The 18,625-nt window shown below is 63.3% G+C and carries 20 protein-coding genes; 8 read left to right on the forward strand and 12 right to left on the reverse strand.

Annotated features, from left to right (window positions below; all coding sequences use genetic code 11):
• Both QMK32_RS20525 and QMK32_RS20530 read left to right on the forward strand, forming a co-directional pair.
• Positions 1-201, forward strand: coding sequence for a hypothetical protein (locus QMK32_RS20525; protein WP_136170116.1), 201 nt, complete (start codon positions 1-3; stop codon positions 199-201).
• Positions 202-514: 313 nt separating this feature from the next.
• Positions 515-1,045 carry a YdcF family protein gene (locus QMK32_RS20530; RefSeq protein WP_283477154.1) on the forward strand — a complete coding sequence of 177 codons (531 nt, stop codon included), beginning with the start codon at positions 515-517 and terminating at the stop codon, positions 1,043-1,045.
• 5 nt (positions 1,046-1,050) lie between these two features.
• Here the strand turns inward: QMK32_RS20530 and QMK32_RS20535 are convergent, their stop codons facing one another.
• On the reverse strand, positions 1,051-1,410 hold the full coding sequence (locus QMK32_RS20535; RefSeq protein ID WP_283477108.1) for a CrcB family protein: 360 nt from the start codon (positions 1,408-1,410) through the stop codon (positions 1,051-1,053).
• Complete coding sequence (locus QMK32_RS20540) at positions 1,407-1,784, reverse strand: fluoride efflux transporter FluC (RefSeq protein ID WP_283477109.1); 378 nt, start codon at positions 1,782-1,784, stop codon at positions 1,407-1,409. The genes QMK32_RS20535 and QMK32_RS20540 overlap by 4 nt, the downstream gene beginning before the upstream one ends.
• A 151-nt stretch (positions 1,785-1,935) precedes the next feature.
• Between QMK32_RS20540 and QMK32_RS20545 the strand changes: the two genes are divergently transcribed.
• The 3 genes from QMK32_RS20545 to QMK32_RS20555 all read left to right on the forward strand — a co-directional run bounded on the left by QMK32_RS20545 (position 1,936) and on the right by QMK32_RS20555 (position 3,819).
• The gene (locus tag QMK32_RS20545) at positions 1,936-2,274 is read left to right on the forward strand and encodes an STAS domain-containing protein (RefSeq protein WP_283477110.1); all 339 of its coding nucleotides are present in this window, start codon (positions 1,936-1,938) and stop codon (positions 2,272-2,274) included.
• Positions 2,275-2,298: 24 nt separating this feature from the next.
• The gene (locus tag QMK32_RS20550; protein WP_283477111.1) at positions 2,299-2,775 is read left to right on the forward strand and encodes an ATP-binding protein; all 477 of its coding nucleotides are present in this window, start codon (positions 2,299-2,301) and stop codon (positions 2,773-2,775) included.
• 99 nt (positions 2,776-2,874) lie between these two features.
• A complete protein-coding gene (locus tag QMK32_RS20555) occupies positions 2,875-3,819 on the forward strand; it encodes a protein kinase family protein (RefSeq protein ID WP_283477114.1) in 945 nt (314 codons plus the stop codon).
• Between the two features lie 17 nt (positions 3,820-3,836).
• Here the strand turns inward: QMK32_RS20555 and QMK32_RS20560 are convergent, their stop codons facing one another.
• The 3 genes from QMK32_RS20560 to QMK32_RS20570 form a co-directional block, all read right to left on the reverse strand.
• Positions 3,837-4,262, reverse strand: a complete 426-nt coding sequence (locus tag QMK32_RS20560; protein WP_283477115.1) for a hypothetical protein — start codon at positions 4,260-4,262, stop codon at positions 3,837-3,839.
• A gap of 86 nt (positions 4,263-4,348) precedes the next feature.
• The gene (locus QMK32_RS20565; RefSeq protein WP_269301424.1) at positions 4,349-4,570 is read right to left on the reverse strand and encodes a hypothetical protein; all 222 of its coding nucleotides are present in this window, start codon (positions 4,568-4,570) and stop codon (positions 4,349-4,351) included.
• Positions 4,571-4,696: 126 nt separating this feature from the next.
• Positions 4,697-5,200, reverse strand: a complete 504-nt coding sequence (locus QMK32_RS20570; protein WP_283477118.1) for an arsenate reductase/protein-tyrosine-phosphatase family protein — start codon at positions 5,198-5,200, stop codon at positions 4,697-4,699.
• Positions 5,201-5,348: 148 nt separating this feature from the next.
• Here QMK32_RS20570 and QMK32_RS20575 point away from each other — a divergent pair, with 148 nt between their 5' ends.
• Positions 5,349-6,695 (forward strand): Hsp70 family protein, encoded by a 1,347-nt coding sequence (locus tag QMK32_RS20575; RefSeq protein WP_283477119.1) that lies wholly within the window; start codon positions 5,349-5,351, stop codon positions 6,693-6,695.
• Here QMK32_RS20575 and QMK32_RS20580 read toward each other — a convergent pair.
• Complete coding sequence (locus QMK32_RS20580; protein ID WP_283477120.1) at positions 6,692-7,642, reverse strand: endonuclease/exonuclease/phosphatase family protein; 951 nt, start codon at positions 7,640-7,642, stop codon at positions 6,692-6,694. The two genes, QMK32_RS20575 and QMK32_RS20580, sit on opposite strands and share 4 nt — an antisense overlap.
• Positions 7,643-8,069: 427 nt before the next feature.
• Here QMK32_RS20580 and QMK32_RS20585 point away from each other — a divergent pair, with 427 nt between their 5' ends.
• Both QMK32_RS20585 and QMK32_RS20590 read left to right on the forward strand, forming a co-directional pair.
• Entirely contained in the window at positions 8,070-9,023 is a 954-nt protein-coding gene (locus QMK32_RS20585; RefSeq protein ID WP_442972278.1) for a DUF1839 family protein, read from the forward strand.
• A 15-nt stretch (positions 9,024-9,038) separates the two neighbouring features.
• A complete protein-coding gene (locus tag QMK32_RS20590; RefSeq protein ID WP_283477123.1) occupies positions 9,039-11,453 on the forward strand; it encodes a glycosyl hydrolase 2 galactose-binding domain-containing protein in 2,415 nt (804 codons plus the stop codon).
• Here the strand turns inward: QMK32_RS20590 and QMK32_RS20595 are convergent.
• The 6 genes from QMK32_RS20595 to QMK32_RS20620 all read right to left on the reverse strand — a co-directional run bounded on the left by QMK32_RS20595 (position 11,450) and on the right by QMK32_RS20620 (position 18,625).
• Positions 11,450-12,415, reverse strand: a complete 966-nt coding sequence (locus QMK32_RS20595; protein ID WP_283477124.1) for a glycosyltransferase family 2 protein — start codon at positions 12,413-12,415, stop codon at positions 11,450-11,452. The genes QMK32_RS20590 and QMK32_RS20595 overlap by 4 nt on opposite strands.
• Positions 12,412-13,266, reverse strand: coding sequence for a glycosyltransferase family 2 protein (locus tag QMK32_RS20600; protein WP_283477126.1), 855 nt, complete (start codon positions 13,264-13,266; stop codon positions 12,412-12,414). Before QMK32_RS20600 ends, QMK32_RS20595 begins: the two co-directional genes overlap by 4 nt.
• 225 nt (positions 13,267-13,491) lie before the next feature.
• Positions 13,492-15,666 carry a hypothetical protein gene (locus QMK32_RS20605; protein ID WP_283477127.1) on the reverse strand — a complete coding sequence of 725 codons (2,175 nt, stop codon included), beginning with the start codon at positions 15,664-15,666 and terminating at the stop codon, positions 13,492-13,494.
• Positions 15,647-16,942: a glycosyltransferase family 2 protein gene (locus tag QMK32_RS20610; protein WP_283477129.1), complete on the reverse strand. Its 1,296-nt coding sequence runs from the start codon at positions 16,940-16,942 to the stop codon at positions 15,647-15,649. The genes QMK32_RS20605 and QMK32_RS20610 overlap by 20 nt, the downstream gene beginning before the upstream one ends.
• A 43-nt stretch (positions 16,943-16,985) precedes the next feature.
• A complete protein-coding gene (locus QMK32_RS20615) occupies positions 16,986-17,912 on the reverse strand; it encodes a glycoside hydrolase family 16 protein (protein WP_283477131.1) in 927 nt (308 codons plus the stop codon).
• Positions 17,909-18,625 carry a hypothetical protein gene (locus tag QMK32_RS20620; protein ID WP_283477132.1) on the reverse strand — a complete coding sequence of 239 codons (717 nt, stop codon included), beginning with the start codon at positions 18,623-18,625 and terminating at the stop codon, positions 17,909-17,911. The genes QMK32_RS20615 and QMK32_RS20620 overlap by 4 nt, the downstream gene beginning before the upstream one ends.

Consider the following 18,625-nt stretch of genomic DNA (forward strand, 5'->3'; position numbering starts at 1 on the left):
ATGCGGTTCGTCACTCTGATCGTCCTTGTATGGCTTGTGGTCGGAGGTATCGCAGTATTCCAACGCGGATATGTCTCCAGTGCGCCCGAGAACTGCGCAGGTGTCGGCACGATCGCTCTCACCGTCGTCGCAGGCCCGCTCAACTACGCAGGCGTCAACCCGAAGGTCACGGACTGCAACCTGCCGCAGCCGAGCCAGTAAGCTATTCGCACCGATCGGCCGCCGTTATCGGCGGCCGATCGGTGCGTGAATGGTCCATTCATGCGGCGAGCTCGGGTTTGTGGCGGCCCACCCATCGCTTCAATGTGACATTCATACGATCTGATGTTTTCGGTGGTCCATTCAAGCGGGGAGATGGGCGCCCAACCACTTGAATGGTCCATTCAAGCGGTCGGTTGGCCTGCTGACGTGGCCGACCCACAGGGTGACGTTGGTCGCTGAAAATGCACCGGTCGGGCTCGCTGATTAGGCTCGACGTGTGATTCGTCGGAGCCCCTTGGCCATTGTTGCCATCATGCTTCCGGTTCTACTTGTCTCGCTGATCGGATTCGGCGGCTACCTGACGTTCACGAGGGCCGCGATCGACCCGGTGACCTCTGCCGACGCGATCATCGTCCTGGGCGGTGAGCACGACGGCCGAGAGGCGTACGGCGTGTCCCTGGCCGAGCAAGGTGTTGCCGACACCGTTGTGCTGTCGGATCCGTACGGTGCCAAGGATCCGGTCATGAAGAAGTACTGCGACAAGAAGACGGCCGAGTACACCGTGCTGTGTGTCGATCCTGTCCCCAGCACGACTCGTGGGGAAGCGATCTTCACCCAACAGCTTGCGCAGGAACGAGGCTGGAAGCACGTCATCGTCGTGAGCTGGCGTTACCATCTGCCGCGCGCTCGATTCATCTTCGGGCAGTGCTTCGACGGCGAGGTCACCATGCGTCCGGTCCCACGCACCTATGACTTTTCGCTCGTGCGGTGGGAATACACCTACCTGTATCAGCTCGCAGGCTTTGTGAAAGCCGGCGTGCAGGGTGGATGCGAGAACGTCTGAGCGAGTCAGAGTTTGCTGTAGAGCGTGACACCGGACTGCCACAGTAGGTACCCGAGCATCGCGCAGGCAATCCCACCTACGACAGTGGCGGTGAGAAAAAGTGCCGCCACTCGAAACCGTCGTCGACGGGCATATCCGACCGTCAACAGGGCAACCGAGGACATCGGCGCCAACGAGGCGAGGAAACCGAAGGCAGCGAGGCCGAGGGCCCACTGCGGGGGCGACGCGGCCACGACGAACCCGAGCACTCCGCAGGAGACCATCGTCAGCAGGAGGACCCGTCGACTATCGGTGACCGAGTCGGTGAGCACGTAGTGCGTGAGTGCGCCGCACGCGCCACCGATGGCGACGAGGAGGACGGTCACCTGACGGACTCGTGGGGTCGAGTGATGAGTGCGCCGATACCGAGCGCTGCAACGGCCGCGATGGGCGTCACCACGATGTAGACGACCGAATTCCAGGCATTGTCATGTGTGACTCCCTGCAGCGCATAGAAGCTGAAGGTGGTGAAACCGCAGGACGTCCCGATGACGAGGGGCCGCAAGATCGGTGCTGCGCGGCCCGACAGGTATCCCAACGCGGCGCCGAGGAGTAGGCACCCGACCACGTTGATCGAAAACGTGCTCAGTAGAAGCCATCGCGCGGACTCGCGCCGATCCCAGATTTCGTAGCGGACCACCGCCCCGAGCCCACCGCCGACGGCGACCGCGACGGTGGCGGGGATTCTGTCGTAGCTCATCGCGATTCAGCCTAGTGCGAATCGGCAGCGAAGCCAGGTGAGAGGGTATCCGGCGTCGAGAATCACACCAGGTGAGGGAACTTGCATCCCTCGGGTATGTTTGTCGACTGTGACGCTTGACGAGTCAGGGCTCGGCCCTCAACATTTCGACGTGGCTGTTCAGTGGCGCGGTACCGCTGCCATCGTGACGGTCTCCGGTGAGCTCGATTTGGCGACCGCACCGCAGCTGACCGAATCGGTCGAGCTGGTGTGCGGGAAGCAACCGACGGCCCTCGTCATCGATCTCTCCAACGTCGGATTCCTTGCTTCTGCAGGAATGTCGCTGCTGGCCTCCACACATCAGAAACTCGGTGACACCGCGGGGTTTGCCGTGGTCGCGGACGGCCCAGCCACGGGCCGGCCACTGACGCTGGTCGGGCTCGATCAGCTATTCGGAATATTTGCGACGGTGGAGGAGGCGTTGGATGCGCTTCAGGTGGGTAAATCCTGACGCTTTGGGTATGACGGAGCAATGATGGCAATTGTGTTCGGTGGGAGCGACCCGACGGTCCCTCCTGCCACCGAACCGAACTCCAGTCCGCCACTCGATCACGCCGTGCATCTGGACTTCGACGGGGAAGCTGCCGAGGCAGATCGAGCGTCTGCACTCCGGATCGCGCTGAGCCAATGGCTGACCGGCCTCGAAGTGGATCCCAACCGTGTCTACGACGTGGTGTTGGCTACCTACGAGGCGCTGGCCAATAGCGTCGAGCATGCGTATGCCGGAGCTGCTGGACCGGGGACACTGGACATGCATGCGCAGTTCGTCCCGGCGACAGGCTCCATCGAAGTGGTCATCTGCGACCACGGTGAGTGGGCAGTCCATGCGCCCGATGCCACCCGCGGACGGGGCGTCCCCCTGATGCATGCGCTCGCCGACACCACGGCCGTGACGTCCGATCACGACGGCACCACAGTCCGCCTTGCCTGGGACGCACCTGTATATGTTTGACCGGAGTCGCACTACCCGACTTCGGCCAATACCGTGACATGCACATTGTGAAGTAGCACAATCGCCCCATCGGGACATAGTCCGAGGGTGGAGGCGCAAGTGAATGCTTCGCAGGTGCCCGGTGCCGTGGTTGCGGACCGGTATCGATTGCTGCAGCGTCGCCCGTCCATCGGCTGGGGCGCCCGCTGGCGTGCCAAGGACCTGACATCCGGTCGTGACTTTTCCCTATCACTGTTCCGGATCGCAACAATCCAGTCCCATGACCCGAGGCCCGACGCCATCGGAAGATTCATCGAGAACGCGCGCGCACACGGTCGAGGAAGACAAGGACAGTTCGACGTCCTGGAGATGACGCCGTACGTTGCCGTGATCGAGGAGCTCGGGTCTCGCAGCCCCTTCGCACCACCGACCGAGGCGCCACCCGACGCGGATGCCGTAGGGCCGCGCCGAAAATTGACGTGGGTGCTCGCCGCAGGCGCAGCGGTCGGGGCATTCGGCCTGCTGGGGTGGTTACTGTCCACCACGATATTGGGGAACAACCTCGGCGACGTATCCAACGTCGCGGCGGCACCGGAACTGCCGTCGGCGATGCCGATCAAGCCGCCGCCGGCACCGATTCTGCCGGCCGGCGCCGAGGTGTGGTCCGCGGTGCGCAGCCCCGATAACCCGGGTGATGCACAACTGGCCATCGACGCGAATCCGGCGACCGCATGGTCCACGGACAACTACCGAAGCCCCTTCGGCACGACCAACAATGGAATCGGTCTTCTGGTCAACTTCGCTTATCAGGTGGATTTCGACGCGGTCTGGATTTCGACCCCGGTGGCCGGGACGACCGTCGAGATCCGGACGCCACCGGAACCGAACGGCACGCTGAGCTCGACGCGCGTCCTCGGGTCCGCTGTATCGGGCCGCGGCGTGACGACCATCCCCACCGAGGTGGTTCCGGGCTCACGCGCCGTGTTGGTGTGGGTGGCCGAGCTTGCGCCCGACACATCCGGATTTGCGTCCGAGATATCGGAAATCGGATTCACGCCCGCCTGAGGCCAAGGCGGAGCTCCTCAGCGCGTCGGCGTGATCTCGGCTTTCGTGCGAGTCGCCCTCGTCGACGGCGATTCGGTGGTGCTCACCCCGGGTGTCTTCTTGTCCCCAGTCGTCTTGTCCTTGGCCGCGGCTGACGTCGTCGTCTCTGAAGTCGTGGTTGCTGGGGGAGTCGTGGTGGGCTTCAGCGTAGTGGTGGGCTTGGGCGTAGTGGTGGGCTTGGGCGTCGTGGGAACCGCCACCTTCCACGTCGGCGACGGCGGGACGGTGATGCCGGTGGGCGGGGCGGCGCGCGCAGCGGAGCTCAAATCCGATCGCAGGGCCGGGGGTTGCACCGTGGTGGTCGTATCGGTGAACGCTCCACCCACCGCTCCGATAGTCAGTCCGACGGCTATTGCGACACCCGCGATTGCCACCGCCGATACCGCGATGACTTTGTCGCGCATGTAGATCAACCCTCACTCCGATTCCCGCCGGCCAAGTTACCGCGGAAATGACCTGCGAACGCTACCGCAGAAGGAGAGAGTGGCGCTCAGCCGGCAGTGGCATCGCCGCGTGCTGCGGTCCTGCGGCCTCCACCGAACCGGTGCTCCCATACGCTGCCGACGAGACGGTGACCTTGCCATCGCCGCCCGCGAAGGGTCTTACGGTGCACGGTCGTCATGCGGACGGCCCACGTCATCGCTTTGCTGTCGGTCGGAAGCTCGGCTTCGGCGAGTACTTCGTCCTCGGTTCTGACCTGATACATCGGCATGTGTCACATCTTGCATCATGCGATGGAGAATTTCCTACTGGAAAAATACCGGACCGTACGTTTGACCGGTAATGCGTATCCAGTGGTCAAGTAGGCCCTTCGAGTGGGATTCAAACGGACCGCGAGTCATACCAACCGAAGTATTTCGGGCAGAGTATCGGCTATCTGTTGTCCGATTTCTTCGTACATTTCGTGCGCCCGCTTGTACGGATCCTCGATGTCCAAGGTCGGTACCGAGTGTTTCGCACGGGCGTCGGCGATCTGGTCGAGCGAGGTGGCTTCGGAAGATCGCACCAGTTCTGCAGCCTCGAGCAACGTGAAAGTCCGGCGCAACCTACGAGGCGCGATGGCCAGCACGGCGTCGCGGTGGCGGCTTGTCATGGTGAGGATGAGGTCCGCTTCCTCCGCTATTCGAGGCGAGATGCGTCGCGCAACGAAGCCCTCCTCGTCCCCGCCCAGTTGACGCAGCACGGTGGCCGCGGACTGGTCCATCGGGTGACCGGTCAGCCCGTGGGTGCCGGCGCTGGAGGCGGTCAACGTCAACCCCCTTTCGGCGGCATACGCCACGGCCAGACGTTCGGCGGTGGGGGAGCGGCAGATGTTGCCTGTACAAACGAAGAGGATATGCACGCGGTCTACGTTACGGCGATCGCCATCGGGCAATGGCCGCGCTACAGTATTGCCGAGTGGGGGCACCGGGAGTGGATCGTTATATCTCTTTCTGCGGCGAGTCCCAGTGGCGTGCGCTCGATACGTGCGCATCCAAGTGAGGCAGGTCATGACTGAGGTTCTCGGTGTTTCGGTGGGGTCGAGTGCCGTCCGGATGGCTCGTCCCGACCTGCGGCCGTACTCGGCCGGCAGGCAGACTGGCAGACAAGGGCTCGATTTCTACAGTGACACGGTCGATGCTTACTGGCAGGACCGTGCGGAAGATGTAGCCGCCGAGTCGATCGGTGTGGTCCTCTCGCAGCGCAACGGATGCCCTGAAGTCGAGGCGACCGGCGTCGCCTACCGCGACCAGCAGCAGTTCGGTGAGATTCAGCAGGCGATGGCGAATCAGCGTCTCTACAACTACCGACTGGTCCCCGAGGCCAGGGCAGCTCTGGCCTATCTGGAAGCGTCGGGGGAGCTGGCCAACTTCGGCACGATCGGGCTGTACGACCTGGGAAGCTCGGGTCTGACCATCAGCGTGATCGATCGCGCGAGCGGTGAAGTGCTGCTGGCCGAACGAACTACCGACATCAGCGGTGACGACTTCGATCGGCTCATCTGCGACAACCAACTCTCCAGGCGCGGGGCGGAGCCACCCCCAGCACTCGGTATCGCGGAGTTCACCAGCCGGTGCCGTATCGCGAAAGAACAACTGTCCGCCAACGGCGCAGTCTGCCTCCCCGGCGACAGCGGCGTCATCCTCATCTCCCGAGAAGCGTTCGAGGCGCTCGTCACGGTTCCCATCGAGTACTCGGCACGGTTGCTTCGGGATGTGCTCACTCGGTCACCGCAGTACGTCGATGCCGTGTTCCTGATCGGCGGCGGCGCTCGCATTCCGTTGGTCGAGACCATCATCAGATCGTGGACCGGACTGCCGGTAGTGACGCCTCGTGATCCCGAGTCGGTCGCAGCCAAGGGCGCCGCCCTGCTCGCGACGCCGGTGGAGAACCTGGCCACCGAGGCCGCGTCGTCTTTGGCGCTCACCGGTGCCCCCGAATGGCTGAGCCCGGAGCCCGTCGACAGACCTGCGACGTCCACCCGAAAGGTTCGTGGCGCGGCGCTCGTTGCGGGCGGGTTGGCAGTCATTGCCGCACTGGGTCTCACTCTCGGGTACGGCAATTCCGACAACTCGACGAGTGCGCCCGCGGACAACGTCGAACCTACGACGACCCTGCCGTCGACGACACGCCCCGCGCCGTCCACAACCACGGTGCCCCGGCCGACACCCCAGCCGGTGATTCCGGCGCCGGAAACGGTCGAGACCTACGAGGCACCGCAGTACGAAGACCCGACGCCCGCTCCGGCTCCGGAGCCGGCACCCGAACCTCCGCCTCTGATCCCGGGTCTGCCGGGCTTGAAGCTTCCACAGTTTCAACTACCCCCGCCGCCGGTGTTCGAGCTGCCGCGGTTCTAGTTCACGCGCCCTGGCAGTCGAAGTCGCGCGGACACCGCGAGGTGGTCGGAATCGGGGATCGGTACAGGGTGCACCTCGAATGCATCGACCGTATCGCTCGTCACCACGTGGTCGAGCTGTGCCAGCGGACGGTCCGACGGGAAGGTGCGGAACAATCCCGAACCCGCCCGTTCGGCGGCGTCGACGAAGCCTGCGCTCGCCAGATCGCGGAACTGTCGGTGGTCGCCCGTGGCGTTGAAGTCCCCGGCCACCAGCACTGTCCCCGGGTAGGACTCCATCAAGGCGCGCATGCGGTCGAGGTCCTCGGCCCACTGCACGGTGTCGCGAGGTGTGGCAGGCGACATGGCGTGAAACGCCACCACGGTCAGCGCGACGCCGTCGATGACGGTGTTCGCCTGGACCGGTACGAACCCGAAGTCGGACAGTCTTGTGCCGTCGGTGAGAGGAGTCCTGCTCCACATGCCGGTGCCGTCCGAGACGGGGAGAGCGGCGGTGAAGCTGTACTGCAGCAGATCGTCGATCCCGGCGCGGGTGAGGTCGTCGACCTCGGCGGGGGTGAGTTCTTGCACTGAGAGAAGGTCGGCATTGCTCGTACGGACCTCGTCGACGATAGCTGCAGCATCAGCGTCACCGTGTGCGACATTGACCGTCAGGACAGTGATGTCCTGCCCGGTGGCGGTCGCGGTGTCTGCGATGAACCGGGGGACCTGGACGCCGACGAGAATTATCACCAGCGTCACTGCGGTGACCAGGCCGATGCGCGAGTGCGTCACGGCGAACAGGATCGCTGCCACGGCGGCGAAGACCGCGAGGTAGGGGGCTCCGACCACGAGCGCCACCAGTGTGATCTGCGTCACTCCCAGCTGGCGAACGGTCAGCAACGCGACGCTGCACACCAAGATTGCCCATGCAATGACAAGTGCCGACCCACGTAGAACGCGTCGCACTGTGGCGCCTCCGGTCTTATGAGCCGCACGCGGCAATAGTTGACTGAAATGTTGACTACACTCACGCTTATGGCCAGCTCAGACGCGGTATGCAAGTGTAGTCATCAGCGGACTGCGCATCAGCATTACCGCAAGGGAAGCGACTGCTCGCTGTGTGATTGCAACCGTTTCCGACGGCCCGTCGTGTCACGCCTCATCGGTCAGGCCGAACGCCAGATTCAGCGCCTCAAATAATTATACAGTCTTTAATTGGACGCTAAACAGACCGACCATTTACTATTGAGCCCTCAATCCAGGCAATCCAGGCATTCGGCAGGGGGCAACAGTGGCATCAGACAGTTCGGTCATCTCCAGGTACGCCGACGCGGTCGCGTCGGAGGGCGCCGGCACTTCCGAAACAGGTCACCGGTCATCCACCGAACTACGCCTGCTGAGCCTGAACCCCTCGACGTACGAGACGCATTCCATCCACTCCCACGACCGGGTATGGACCGAAACCAACTGCTATGTCGATCTGTGGATCGAACTCCTGCATTCGCTGGGCGCCGATCCGATCCCCGCGTTGGCATTCGTGTTGAGCGCCGGCTGCGACGGTCGGCAGTGGGACTTCGTCAAGATGCAGTCCGAGGACCTCCGCATGCTCTACGGCGTCGACGTGCATGAGATGAACGTGTGGCGTCCGGTCCTCGACCACATCCGCGAAGGGCTCGAGGACGGTGTACTCGTCACCGTGGAGGTCGACGGCTTCTGGTTGCCCGACACCTCGGGCACCAGCTACCGCAACAACCACACCAAGACCACCATCGTTCCGAACTCGCTGGACGAAACCGAGAAGGTGCTCGGCTACTTCCACAACCGCGGTTACTTCGAGCTTTCGGGCGCAGATTTCGACGGCGTCTTCAATCTCGCCCCCACTCCGCATCCCGAGGTCCTGCTTCCGTACGTCGAGCAGATCGGACTCGGCCGCAACACCATTGCGAGCGGTGTAGGTGACCGCGATCTCGACCTCGCGCGTGCGCACTTCGCGCGGAGGCCGTCGAGCAACCCCGTCGACGCGCTTGCTCGACGCGTCATCGCCGATATCCCACTGGTGCAGCGGTCCGGCCCCGACGCCTTCCATCTGTGGTCGTTCGGTTTGCTTCGCCAGTGCGGGGCGAGCGCTGAACTCGCCGCAGATCTCTGCGGGTACCTCCAGGCTCGGGGTGTGGACGGCATCGGCGCGGCCGTGCCTCATTTTCTGCAGGTGGCTCAGGGCGCAAAAGCTGTTCAGTTCCGGATGGCCCGCGCCGCGCGCGGGCGTGCGGTGTCACTCGAAGAGCCACTCGCGGAGATGACCGCGAGTTGGAGTGCGGCGATGGATGTTCTCTCGCTCGCTCTGTGAGTGGAAGATAACTGGGTGAGCAGAGATCTCGAGGACTTTCTGGACGGCGCCGAGTGGCACCTGACTGCGACCGAACCAGGATCGTGTCTGCATCCTGGTGAGCTCGCAGAGGACGCCGAACGGACTGTTGCCCTCGTGCCTGGCACCGTTGCCTCGGTTGTGGACCAGCCGGATCTCGACGCGTTCGACTGGTGGTTCACCACCTCGGTGTCCGTGCCCAGTGGTATCGCCACGACGCTGACGTTCGAGGGCATCGCGACGAGGGCAACGATCTGGGTCGACGGCGCGGAGGCCGCTCAGGTTCGATCCATGTTCGTACCGACTACCCTCGACATCCCGGCCGGTTCCCCGGTCGTCGATATCGCGGTGCGGGTCGAGTCGATGGACGTCGTCCTCGGCAGTAGAAAGTCACGAGGACGCTGGCGGTCCTCGCTGGTGGACAAGCAGGGCCTGCGGCACGAACGCACCACCCTGCTCGGCCGCGCCCCCGTGTACGGACCGGTTCCTTCCCCGATCGGCTTGTGGCGCCCGGTGACGCTACGGCCACGATCCCGTGCGCGACACTGTCGGTTCCACACCACGGTCGAGGGGAAGAACGGGGTGCTGCGAGTACGCGCAGATCTCGACGAGACGGTGTCGACCGTAACCCTCGACATCGGCGACCAGCGGTTCTCCTACGCCGTCGATTCCGCGGATTTCGATGTGTCCTTGACCATTCCGGATATCAGCCTCTGGTGGCCGCACACGCACGGTGAGCCCGTCCAGTATCCCGTGTCGGTGACCGTAGACGAGGATCGTGTGCACAGTGCAATGGTCGGCTTTCGTCGAACCGAGTTGCTTCGGCACGGACGGTCGGTGGAGCTGAGCGTCAACGGTGTTCAGGTCTTCGCTCGCGGCGGTTGTTGGACTCCTCTCGATCCGACACGCCTGTGGGTCGAGGAAGACGTCATGCGCGCCGAGTTGCTGCGTATGCGCGACGCGGGGCTGAACATGATCCGCATTGTCGGCACGATGGTGTACGAGCAACCTCAATTCTGGTCCCTCTGTGGCGAATTGGGCATTTTGGTGTGGCAGGATGCCATGTTCGCCACCACTGATCCGCCGCAGGACCCTGAGTTCGTCGAGGTCGTCGAACGCGAACTCGAAGCACTGTTCGCGATGATCGGAGGTAACCCGGCTCTGGCCGTCGTCAGTGGTGGCAGTGAGACGCAGCAACAGCCCACGATGATGGGGATCGCCGCTGCCGATCGGCAGATGCCGTTGCTGGACAATGTGATTCCCGAGATTCTCGAGAGCTGCCTCACCGGCACCGCCTATGTCGTGTCCAGTCCGTCGTCGACGTCCGGTGAACTGCACACCCATGTCGGTGACGGTATCGCGCACTACTTCGGTGTCGGAGGTTATCTGCGACCGATCGCCGACGTACGCACGGCGCGTGTACGTTTCGCGGCGGAATGCTTGGCGTTCTCGATACCGCCGGAGCGGCGAGCGGTGGATCGAATGTTCGGCTCCGCCAATGTTGCCGGTCATCATCCTGAGTGGAAGTCCGCGGTGCCACGCGACCGCGGATCGTCCTGGGACTTCGAGGATGTCCGAGATCACTACGTTCGAAACATTTTCGCGGTCGATCCTCACCTCGTCCGTCGAACCGACGCCGAACTCTATCTCGACTACGGACGAGCAGCAGTGTGTGAAGCCGTCACCGAATCCTATTCGCATTGGCGCAGAACCGAATCCGAGTGCGGCGGTGCATTGGTGCTGACGCTTCGCGACCTGGTTCCGGGTGCCGGTTGGGGACTACTCGACTCCGCGGGAGACCCGAAGGCGCCGTGGTACAGCCTGGCGCGTATCAGTAGCCCGATCGGGGTGTTCCTCGTCGACGACGGTCTCGACGGTCTGAGCATCGAGATGGTCGACGATACGGCGGAACCACTGCTGGGAATTCTTCGCGTGTCACTGCACGGCGCGACGGGCCGAATCGGCGAGCCCTATGAGCAGTCGATCGAACTCGCGGGACACAGTTCGACGACGCTTGCACTGGACCGGGTCATCGGGACGTTCGCCGACGTCAATTATGCGTATCGATTCGGCACCCAGACGTTCTCCTCGGTCGTGGTGGAGCTGGACGACCTCGCCGGCGTTCGAGTCGCCGAGGCCACTCACCTCATCGGTGATACGCAAGTTCGCCAGAACGATGTGGGTCTGTCCGCGCGGGTCGAACCTGTGGAGCCAGGTCGGTGGTCGCTGACCGTGTCGACGGACTCGACTGCACAGTACGTATGCATCGACGTCGGCGGATTCGACACCAGTGACTCGTGGTTTCACCTCGCTGCAGGGGCGAGCCGAACGGTGACCCTGACCGGCAGGGGACCGAAGCCGGCAGGGCACGTGCGCGCGCTCAATTCGGTGAAGCGAGCGCAGATCCGTTAACCGGAGATACGGCTCAATCGTCCACGTGCATAACCGAATCCGGCTGCACCGAGGCTGGTGACGACAGCGAGGGCGCCCCACAAGCGGGCGGGGTTTCCGTGTGCCGCCGCAGCGGTTTCGCGTCCGACTGCACGCGGCAAAATTTTGGCCGTGTACGACCGCTCGGAAGACAAGGCGTCCCCGGGGCCGATGAGCCGAGCGATGGCAGCTTTGGAGACCCCCTCGGCATAGCTCCGCGAGAGAAGATACCGAGGCCGCGTCCGGTCGGCGCTGACGTTGTGGTCGACGGCGATCGACGGGTCGAAAAGGATCTGCGCTTCGGGGTGAGTCTGACGGAGCCTGATGCACAGCTCGGTTTCTTCGCAACCCAACGGAACACGCCCGATACGGCCGATCCCGGAGATGAAGCCGCCCAGCTCTACGATCGGCGCGCGGCGGAAAGACATATTGGCGCCCATGAGGTTACGAACCGTCGAGGTAGTCGTGGGCTGGCCCCGATAGGTACAGCCCACGATCCAATCCAGTTCACCCGGTTCTCCCGCGACCGCGGTCGGCAGGAAGGCCGGGCGGGAACTGGGCCAGACCGGGTGCGCCGACCCTCCCACCGCGTAGACGGTGGGGTCCGCGTAATGCGCAGAAATCGACGCGATCCACTCGGTCGAGCGTGGTGCTGCGTCGTCATCGAGGAACACCACGATGTCACCTGAGGCGAGGTCCAACGAGGTATTGCGGGCCCCGGACAAGCCACGCGGATGCGAGTTCTCGACAACATTCACGGCCGAACTACGAGGCAGAAACTCCGCTCGGGCACGCTCGAACAATTGCTCGTTGTGGTCGATGACGACAAGTAGTTCCGTCGCAGCCGTGGACTGACCCAACACGGCATCGACTGCCGCACTGAGATCGTCCCAGCGATCGAGCGTGTAGGCGCAGATGACGACCGACGAGGTGAGCTCGCTCACGCCGATTTCTTGTGTAGCGGAATCGAATTCAATTCTTCGAAGACCTCGAACGCCTCGAACTCCAGATCCATGTCGGTACGCGCATCGTTGGTGCTGCGGCCCGGACGCGGGATGGACTGCTTGGCAAGCCGGCGTGCACGTAGGCGTTCGGTGAACAGCGTGCGGAGTACGCGGAACCCATCGGAGAACGTGCGGAGGTTGGACTGGCCGTAGATCCGCGCGAGCTCGATGCTCGGCACTTCCTGGATGCGAACGTCGGCCTCGGCGAAACGGCAATTGATGATGGTCTCGATCTCGAAGCCATCACCCCAGAGCATCTCGCCCTCGGCGTGCTCCTGCTCGAGTGCCGGAAGGTCCAGCACCGGCACCAGATCACGCCAGAAGGCGTTGTAGCCGTAGCACAAATCGGAAAACTTGGTGCCGAAGAGCGTGTTCGCGACCAAGTGGAGGCCACCGTTACCGGCGCGACGCAGAGGAGTGATGTCGTGGCTTCCACCGCCCGCGGTGAAGCGGCTGCCCTTCGCGAAATCGGCTCCGGCGAGGAGTGCGTCGACGAAGCGTGGGATCTCGTCTGCATTGGCCGAGCCGTCGGCATCGAACATCACGATGATGTCCCCGGTTGCGGCTTCGAATCCGCAAGCAAGGGCATTGCCCTTGCCCTTGCGGGTCTGCTTGATGATGCGGATGTCTCCGCGAATCTCACGAGCGGCATCGATGGTCCCGTCGACGGAACCGCCGTCGACCAACACGAGTTCGTAGTCATGCGAAAGTAGCGGCAGGACATGCCGCAGATTGGCAGCCTCGTTGAGAGTGGGGATGACGATGCTGATGCGCGGGTTCATGGAGTTCATTTCCATTCCAAACAGGTATTAGTGCGATGACCGACTTAGGCTTGGAACATCTGCGGCGCGACCCCCGGCGGATCCCACAGACTGGACGAGTGCGTGTTCGATATTTCGAACGCGACATCCTGTTTTCAGCCTGTATATACCTTAAAAGATGCTTTGTGATTGTCAAGCTGCACGTAAACAATCCGCGATGCTGTTTGTGAGACGTTGCTCATACCAATTGAATGTTTAAACTACTGGCCGCTCGAATACGAGAGTGTCAGCGTCCTGCGACCGCAACGACCAGGCAGGATTCGACCTCAACCAACGCTCGAACGTCTCCGCAGCACCCTCCTGCATGAACCCGTAGTACTTCATCGACTCGAGCGATTGACGGGTCAAAATCACGTACGACGGCGTGTCGCGCTGTGACGCGTCCCAGTCGAAGGCTTGGAGTTGCTCGGCCGTGGGGAACTCGAGCATGTACTCGGGGCCGTAATAGTTCAGGGGCGCGTCGAACAACTCGTTCGCCTCGGCCTGTTCGACGTACTTTGCCGTCGACCTGATCGGGTAGCCGGCGGGATAGAGCAGGGTGAACGTCGAGCCTGCGGGCGCTTGCGCGACCAGATCTCGCGTCTGGTCGACCTGCGCGCGATTCTCGATGATCAACGGCCACAAGCCGAAGTAACCCTGCAACCCGAAGGTCGCTGCGCCGACGGTTCCCAGAACCGCAGCTGCCAGTGCGGCGCGGGTGCCTACTCTGCCCAGGGTGGAACGGGCCTCTGAGGGTTCCATGTCGAGGGCGGCGAGCAGCATCGGGGCGATGAGCAACGCACAGCCGGGAATGGCGTACAGGTAGACGCGGAAGATAGCTTCGCCGCCGTAGCTCTGCCCGGCGAGCAGTGCGATCGAGCCGAAAGCCATGACCATCGGCGCCCAGAACGTCTTCTTGGTTCGCCAGGCGTACACGATCGATGCCATCGCCAGCGCGAATACACCCGCAGACAAGGCCCGGCACACCAGGGAGGTCACCTGCTTGCCCAGGATTCCCGGCGCCTGAACGTTGCTCGCTGCGTTCTCCACCGGATCGAAACCGGACAGCAGCCCGTACGGGGCGACGATGGACAACCGGGGATAGAGATACCCCAGAAGAATGATGGCCAGCGGAAACATGAGCCACCACGGCTTGGCCCGCCGTGTGACGAGCAGGACGCCGGTGACTGCGAACAGCCAGTACGGGGTCAGTTGATGCGTGGGTACCAACGCCGCGAACGGGATGATGGCAAGGAACCCTGCAACACGCAGTTGCGTCGAAGCGAGCAGTAGTACCAGAAAGCCCACGGCCAGAACGAAACCGAGTGCCTGTGGGGCGTAGTAGTCCTGGCCGACCCAGTTCACCAATTCCGCGATCATCGCCGCGGTGATCGCGACGCGTCGCCGGAGCTTCAGAACCCGGGCGAGCGAATAGACGAACACCGCAGTGAGGACGTGAATCATCGGTGCGAAGACGTGTGCGAGGGAGAGGATTTCGAGGTTACTGACCTGAGCGAACCACGCCGTGACCACGAAGAAACTCGGCCACTGGGAGTAGATGTCGATTCCATTGGGCGGCAACGCCCCGAACGCCAGAATGTATTCGGTGACTGCGACGTGCTTGTACGTCCACTCGTACACCGGAGCATCGGTCACGAGCGTCACCGTCACGCGCTGCACGAGAATGGCCACACCGATCGCAGCGACAGCGATACGCAGCTGATGACGGCGAACCGCCGTCAGAAAGGCGACGACCACCAGGGCCATACAGATGACCAAGATGGGGCCGGTGCCGGCAGACAGAAGCCCGAACTGTGAATAGCCGGCGCTTTCGAGCCCCGGCAGAGCGGGCAGCCACAGCACGACGGCCAGCGCAAGTAACAGGCCGGCGACGTTGCGGCGGAGGAATTCTCGATCCCACACGATCTCGGCAGCACTCTGTACGCGCCGGCGGATCGACTGACGCGAGAAACTCTGCCGAGCCCACTCTCGCCACCCCTGCATATCCGGCCATTCACTGTGCCTGCGATACCACAGCGCCGAGGATCCGAGTTGCGCCAAGGCCACGATCGTGGTGATCCAACGAGGTGACCACTGGTAACCCCACATAGCGGCCGACGTGAGGAGAACGAAGGACGCGAGACTCAGGATGGGAACGGCAGCAAGTCGAGCCCGCGGTGGAATATAGATCCAGCTCAGGATCGCCGATCCGGGCCCGGTGAACACGGTCACCGCGAGAAGTGCAGCACGAATCGGGGAGGGTAGCGGCACCATCGCCAGCAACGCCGCGGCGGCGGCAAGAACTGCTAGGTCGGCGAACCGGATACCGGGCCGCGGAGACGTCGACACTTGACGGGCGACGTCGCGGACATCAGTCGAGGACAGGGACACGGCTCACCTCCGACAACGGTGTACGGACCCGGCCTTCGCGTCGACTCCGACGCAATGCACCTGGGCCCTTCGCGATGGACAGAAGCTCCATCCGGCCTATTCCGTCGGGCAAATCCGCGGCGAGATCGTCCGGGGGAGAAGCGACTTTGCTCATCTTCACCGACAAGCGAACGGCGCTGCCCAGCCTTCGCGCAGCGACGCGTGCCGCGAGAGTTGCGGACCGTCGATCCGTCGCCACCGTCATCAACCATGCGCCCAAACCGAGTCCGTACCCGCGAGCTTGGACCGCGAGCGCGTCCGAATCCGCGCGATGACGATGCCACACGATCGACGCAGGCTCGTAGACCAATTGGTCCCCTGCCATGAGCACGCGGAAAAACATATCGAGGTCCTCACCGCCGTTGGTCGGGGATCCGACGCCCAATGCTTCGTCGAATCCACCGAGATCGAACATGCGGTCGCGGGAGACGGCGAAATTCGCGCCCGTGCCGTACATACCGACCTGGAACGGGAACAGCGGAACGTCCGCAGGCGGATGCGCGAGGTCGTAGATCCGAGGGGTCACCGAACTGGCCCAGCCGACACGGCGATCGAAATAGGCCTGCGCGTGAGTTCGAATCTCCCCGCTCGGGACGATCCCCGATACGCACGTCACCCGATCGCCGCGTCGGAAGCCGCGGGCAATGCTCCGAAGCCACAACGAGTCGACGGCCACGTCGTCGTCGGTGAACGCCACTATGGAGTGGCGAGCGGCACGCAGACCGGTATTTCGTGCACGGGACAACCCTGCGATGGGCTCGGACACGACACGAACCCGTGGATCTGCCAGCGATCGAACGTAGTCGACGGTGGCATTCGTCGGCGACGCATTGTCGACGACGACGACCTCGAAGTCCGGGTAGTCCACCGCCAGCACCGAGGCCAACGCCCCACGCAGATGATCGATCCGATCGCGCGTGCAGATCACGATGGAGACAGCAGGCGCGAGCGGGTGCAGAGGCGATTCGGCAGTGGGAGATTCTCCGGGATCGACGACGTCGAGTGTGCGCACGCGGTCGATGAGAGTGTCGACGCAGACGCAGCCGTCCACGATCGGAAGTTCGACGAAGCCCATCGGGTCCATGCCGTGCCGAACGAGGAGCCGTGCACGTGAATACCCCTCCGCATCCGACAGGGACAGGGACTCGGGCAGTTCGTGCTCGATGTCGACGTCGCCGATCCAGAGTGCGCCGTCCCATTCCGGTGACTGCAATCTTTCGAGTGCGGGGTTCAACACGGGGTAGATCCTTTCGATACAGCCATGGTGGTGCCGGAGAGCTTCAGTCGGTTCGGTAACGAACCCAGTCGATGGACATCGTGGCGGGGAACTTCGTCTGTGCAGTGGTCGGTCCCGGCCAGTCTCCTGCGACCGCAACGTTGAACAGGAGATAGAACGGCTTGTCGAACACCCAGTATTCGTCACCGCCGGTCAGATCGGCGGGTGTGATCGTGGAGAGAATGGTCTCGTCCATGCCCGTGACGACTTTGCCCGGCGACCGTTCGACCCAGTAAGTGTGAAAGTCCTCGGACAGCGGTTCGATCGGAATTCCCGACGTGCCCGACTTCTGGCTGTTCAGGCTGTCGGCCTGCGGGGCATGGATGCCGGAGTGGTAGTTGTCGGCGGCATTGAGAGTCTCGATGACGTCGATTTCGCCCGCGATCGGCCATCCGACGGAATCGATGTCGGTGCCCAGCAGCCAGAACGCCGGATGCAGTCCCTGGCCCGCAGGCATTTTGATGCGAGCTTCGACGCGACCGTAGGTGAACTCGAATGTGTCCTTCGTCGTAACCCGCGCCGAGGTGTAGCCGCCGGCGGTGTCCAACGCGGAGATGTCGAGGTTGCCTGATCCGTCCTGAGCCGAGTTGTCCGTCGAGTCGGTGTAGTCCTGTTTCTCGTTGTTTCCCCATCCGGTTCGGCCGGTGTCGTAACTCCATTTGCTCGGGTCGAGAGCGCTACCGCGAGCGGCGTCGAACTGGTCGTAGACGGTGAACTCGCTGCCGTTTCCGCTCGCCGTGGAACCTTCCTTGTCCTCGCTCGGCTGCGCCCACAGTTCGCGATAGGCGATCGTGCCCGACACTGCCACCGTTGCCGCAACTACCGCAGCGCTCAGCAGACGAGACCAGAGCTTGCTCTTCGGCGGCGGAATCGAGCCCGGTGACGGGAGCCGGGAAACTTCGATGGTCTTCGGGTCCACACGTTGCGTCATCGTTCTCCGAGGGGATTCGAGGTGGTAGCGGAGGCCACGATCTTCATGCGGCGAGCCGTCGAGCGATGCGCTACCGCCAAAATCACTGTCCCGGCAAGGATGGAATAGACGACGATTCGCTCGACGGCGCCGATCCCGATTCCGACACTGTGACCACCGATGTACAACAACGTCGCGGTGAGTGCGATCCCGCCGAGAGTCGTCACAGTGATACCGATCGTGCGGCGGAGCGAGCGGTGACCACCGGCGACGATCAGCCCGAGGCTTCCCACGACGAAGAACACGGTCGCGCCGAACGAGTGCACGCCGTAGTTCAGGCCCTGATTGACTACCCCGGCAAGAATGCCGCCGAACCCGGCCACGCACAGGAGAATCCCGCCGCGAACGTCGACGACACCGGTGACCATCCATGCCGTCGCGGCGACGACGAGGGAGAGACCGAACAGTGCGATGGACACGTTCATCAACGGATACAGCGAGCTACACGGCCAATTGCCGGTCGGCCCGCAGAACGCGACACCGAGTTCACTGACGAAGCTGGTGCGGTAGCTGTAGAGCCCGCGCCAGGATGCGGCAACGACGAATTCGACGAGAAGAATCTGCAGCACCGCCAGGCCTGCCCAATAACCGATCCTCGCCCACAACGATGCGTCGGGACCCGTCGTCGGCTTGCCCTGCAGCGCGGCGCGGACTTGTCGAAGCTGCGTACTCAT

It is taken from the genome of Rhodococcus sp. H29-C3 (assembly GCF_030063405.1).
Taxonomy (GTDB): domain Bacteria; phylum Actinomycetota; class Actinomycetes; order Mycobacteriales; family Mycobacteriaceae; genus Rhodococcoides.

Excerpts from the sequence above, each read along its gene's own strand:
- QMK32_RS20530 (WP_283477154.1), top strand. The coding sequence starts at position 515 with ATGCTTCCGGTTCTACTTGTCTCGCTGATCGGATTCGGCGGCTACCTG.
- QMK32_RS20540 (WP_283477109.1), bottom strand. The coding sequence starts at position 1,784 with ATGAGCTACGACAGAATCCCCGCCACCGTCGCGGTCGCCGTCGGCGGT.
- QMK32_RS20525 (WP_136170116.1), top strand. The coding sequence starts at position 1 with ATGCGGTTCGTCACTCTGATCGTCCTTGTATGGCTTGTGGTCGGAGGT.
- QMK32_RS20600 (WP_283477126.1), bottom strand. The coding sequence starts at position 13,266 with ATGAACTCCATGAACCCGCGCATCAGCATCGTCATCCCCACTCTCAAC.
- QMK32_RS20550 (WP_283477111.1), top strand. The coding sequence starts at position 2,299 with ATGGCAATTGTGTTCGGTGGGAGCGACCCGACGGTCCCTCCTGCCACC.
- QMK32_RS20560 (WP_283477115.1), bottom strand. The coding sequence starts at position 4,262 with ATGCGCGACAAAGTCATCGCGGTATCGGCGGTGGCAATCGCGGGTGTC.
- QMK32_RS20565 (WP_269301424.1), bottom strand. The coding sequence starts at position 4,570 with ATGCCGATGTATCAGGTCAGAACCGAGGACGAAGTACTCGCCGAAGCC.
- QMK32_RS20575 (WP_283477119.1), top strand. The coding sequence starts at position 5,349 with ATGACTGAGGTTCTCGGTGTTTCGGTGGGGTCGAGTGCCGTCCGGATG.
- QMK32_RS20615 (WP_283477131.1), bottom strand. The coding sequence starts at position 17,912 with ATGACGCAACGTGTGGACCCGAAGACCATCGAAGTTTCCCGGCTCCCG.
- QMK32_RS20620 (WP_283477132.1), bottom strand. The coding sequence starts at position 18,625 with ATGAGTACGCAGCTTCGACAAGTCCGCGCCGCGCTGCAGGGCAAGCCG.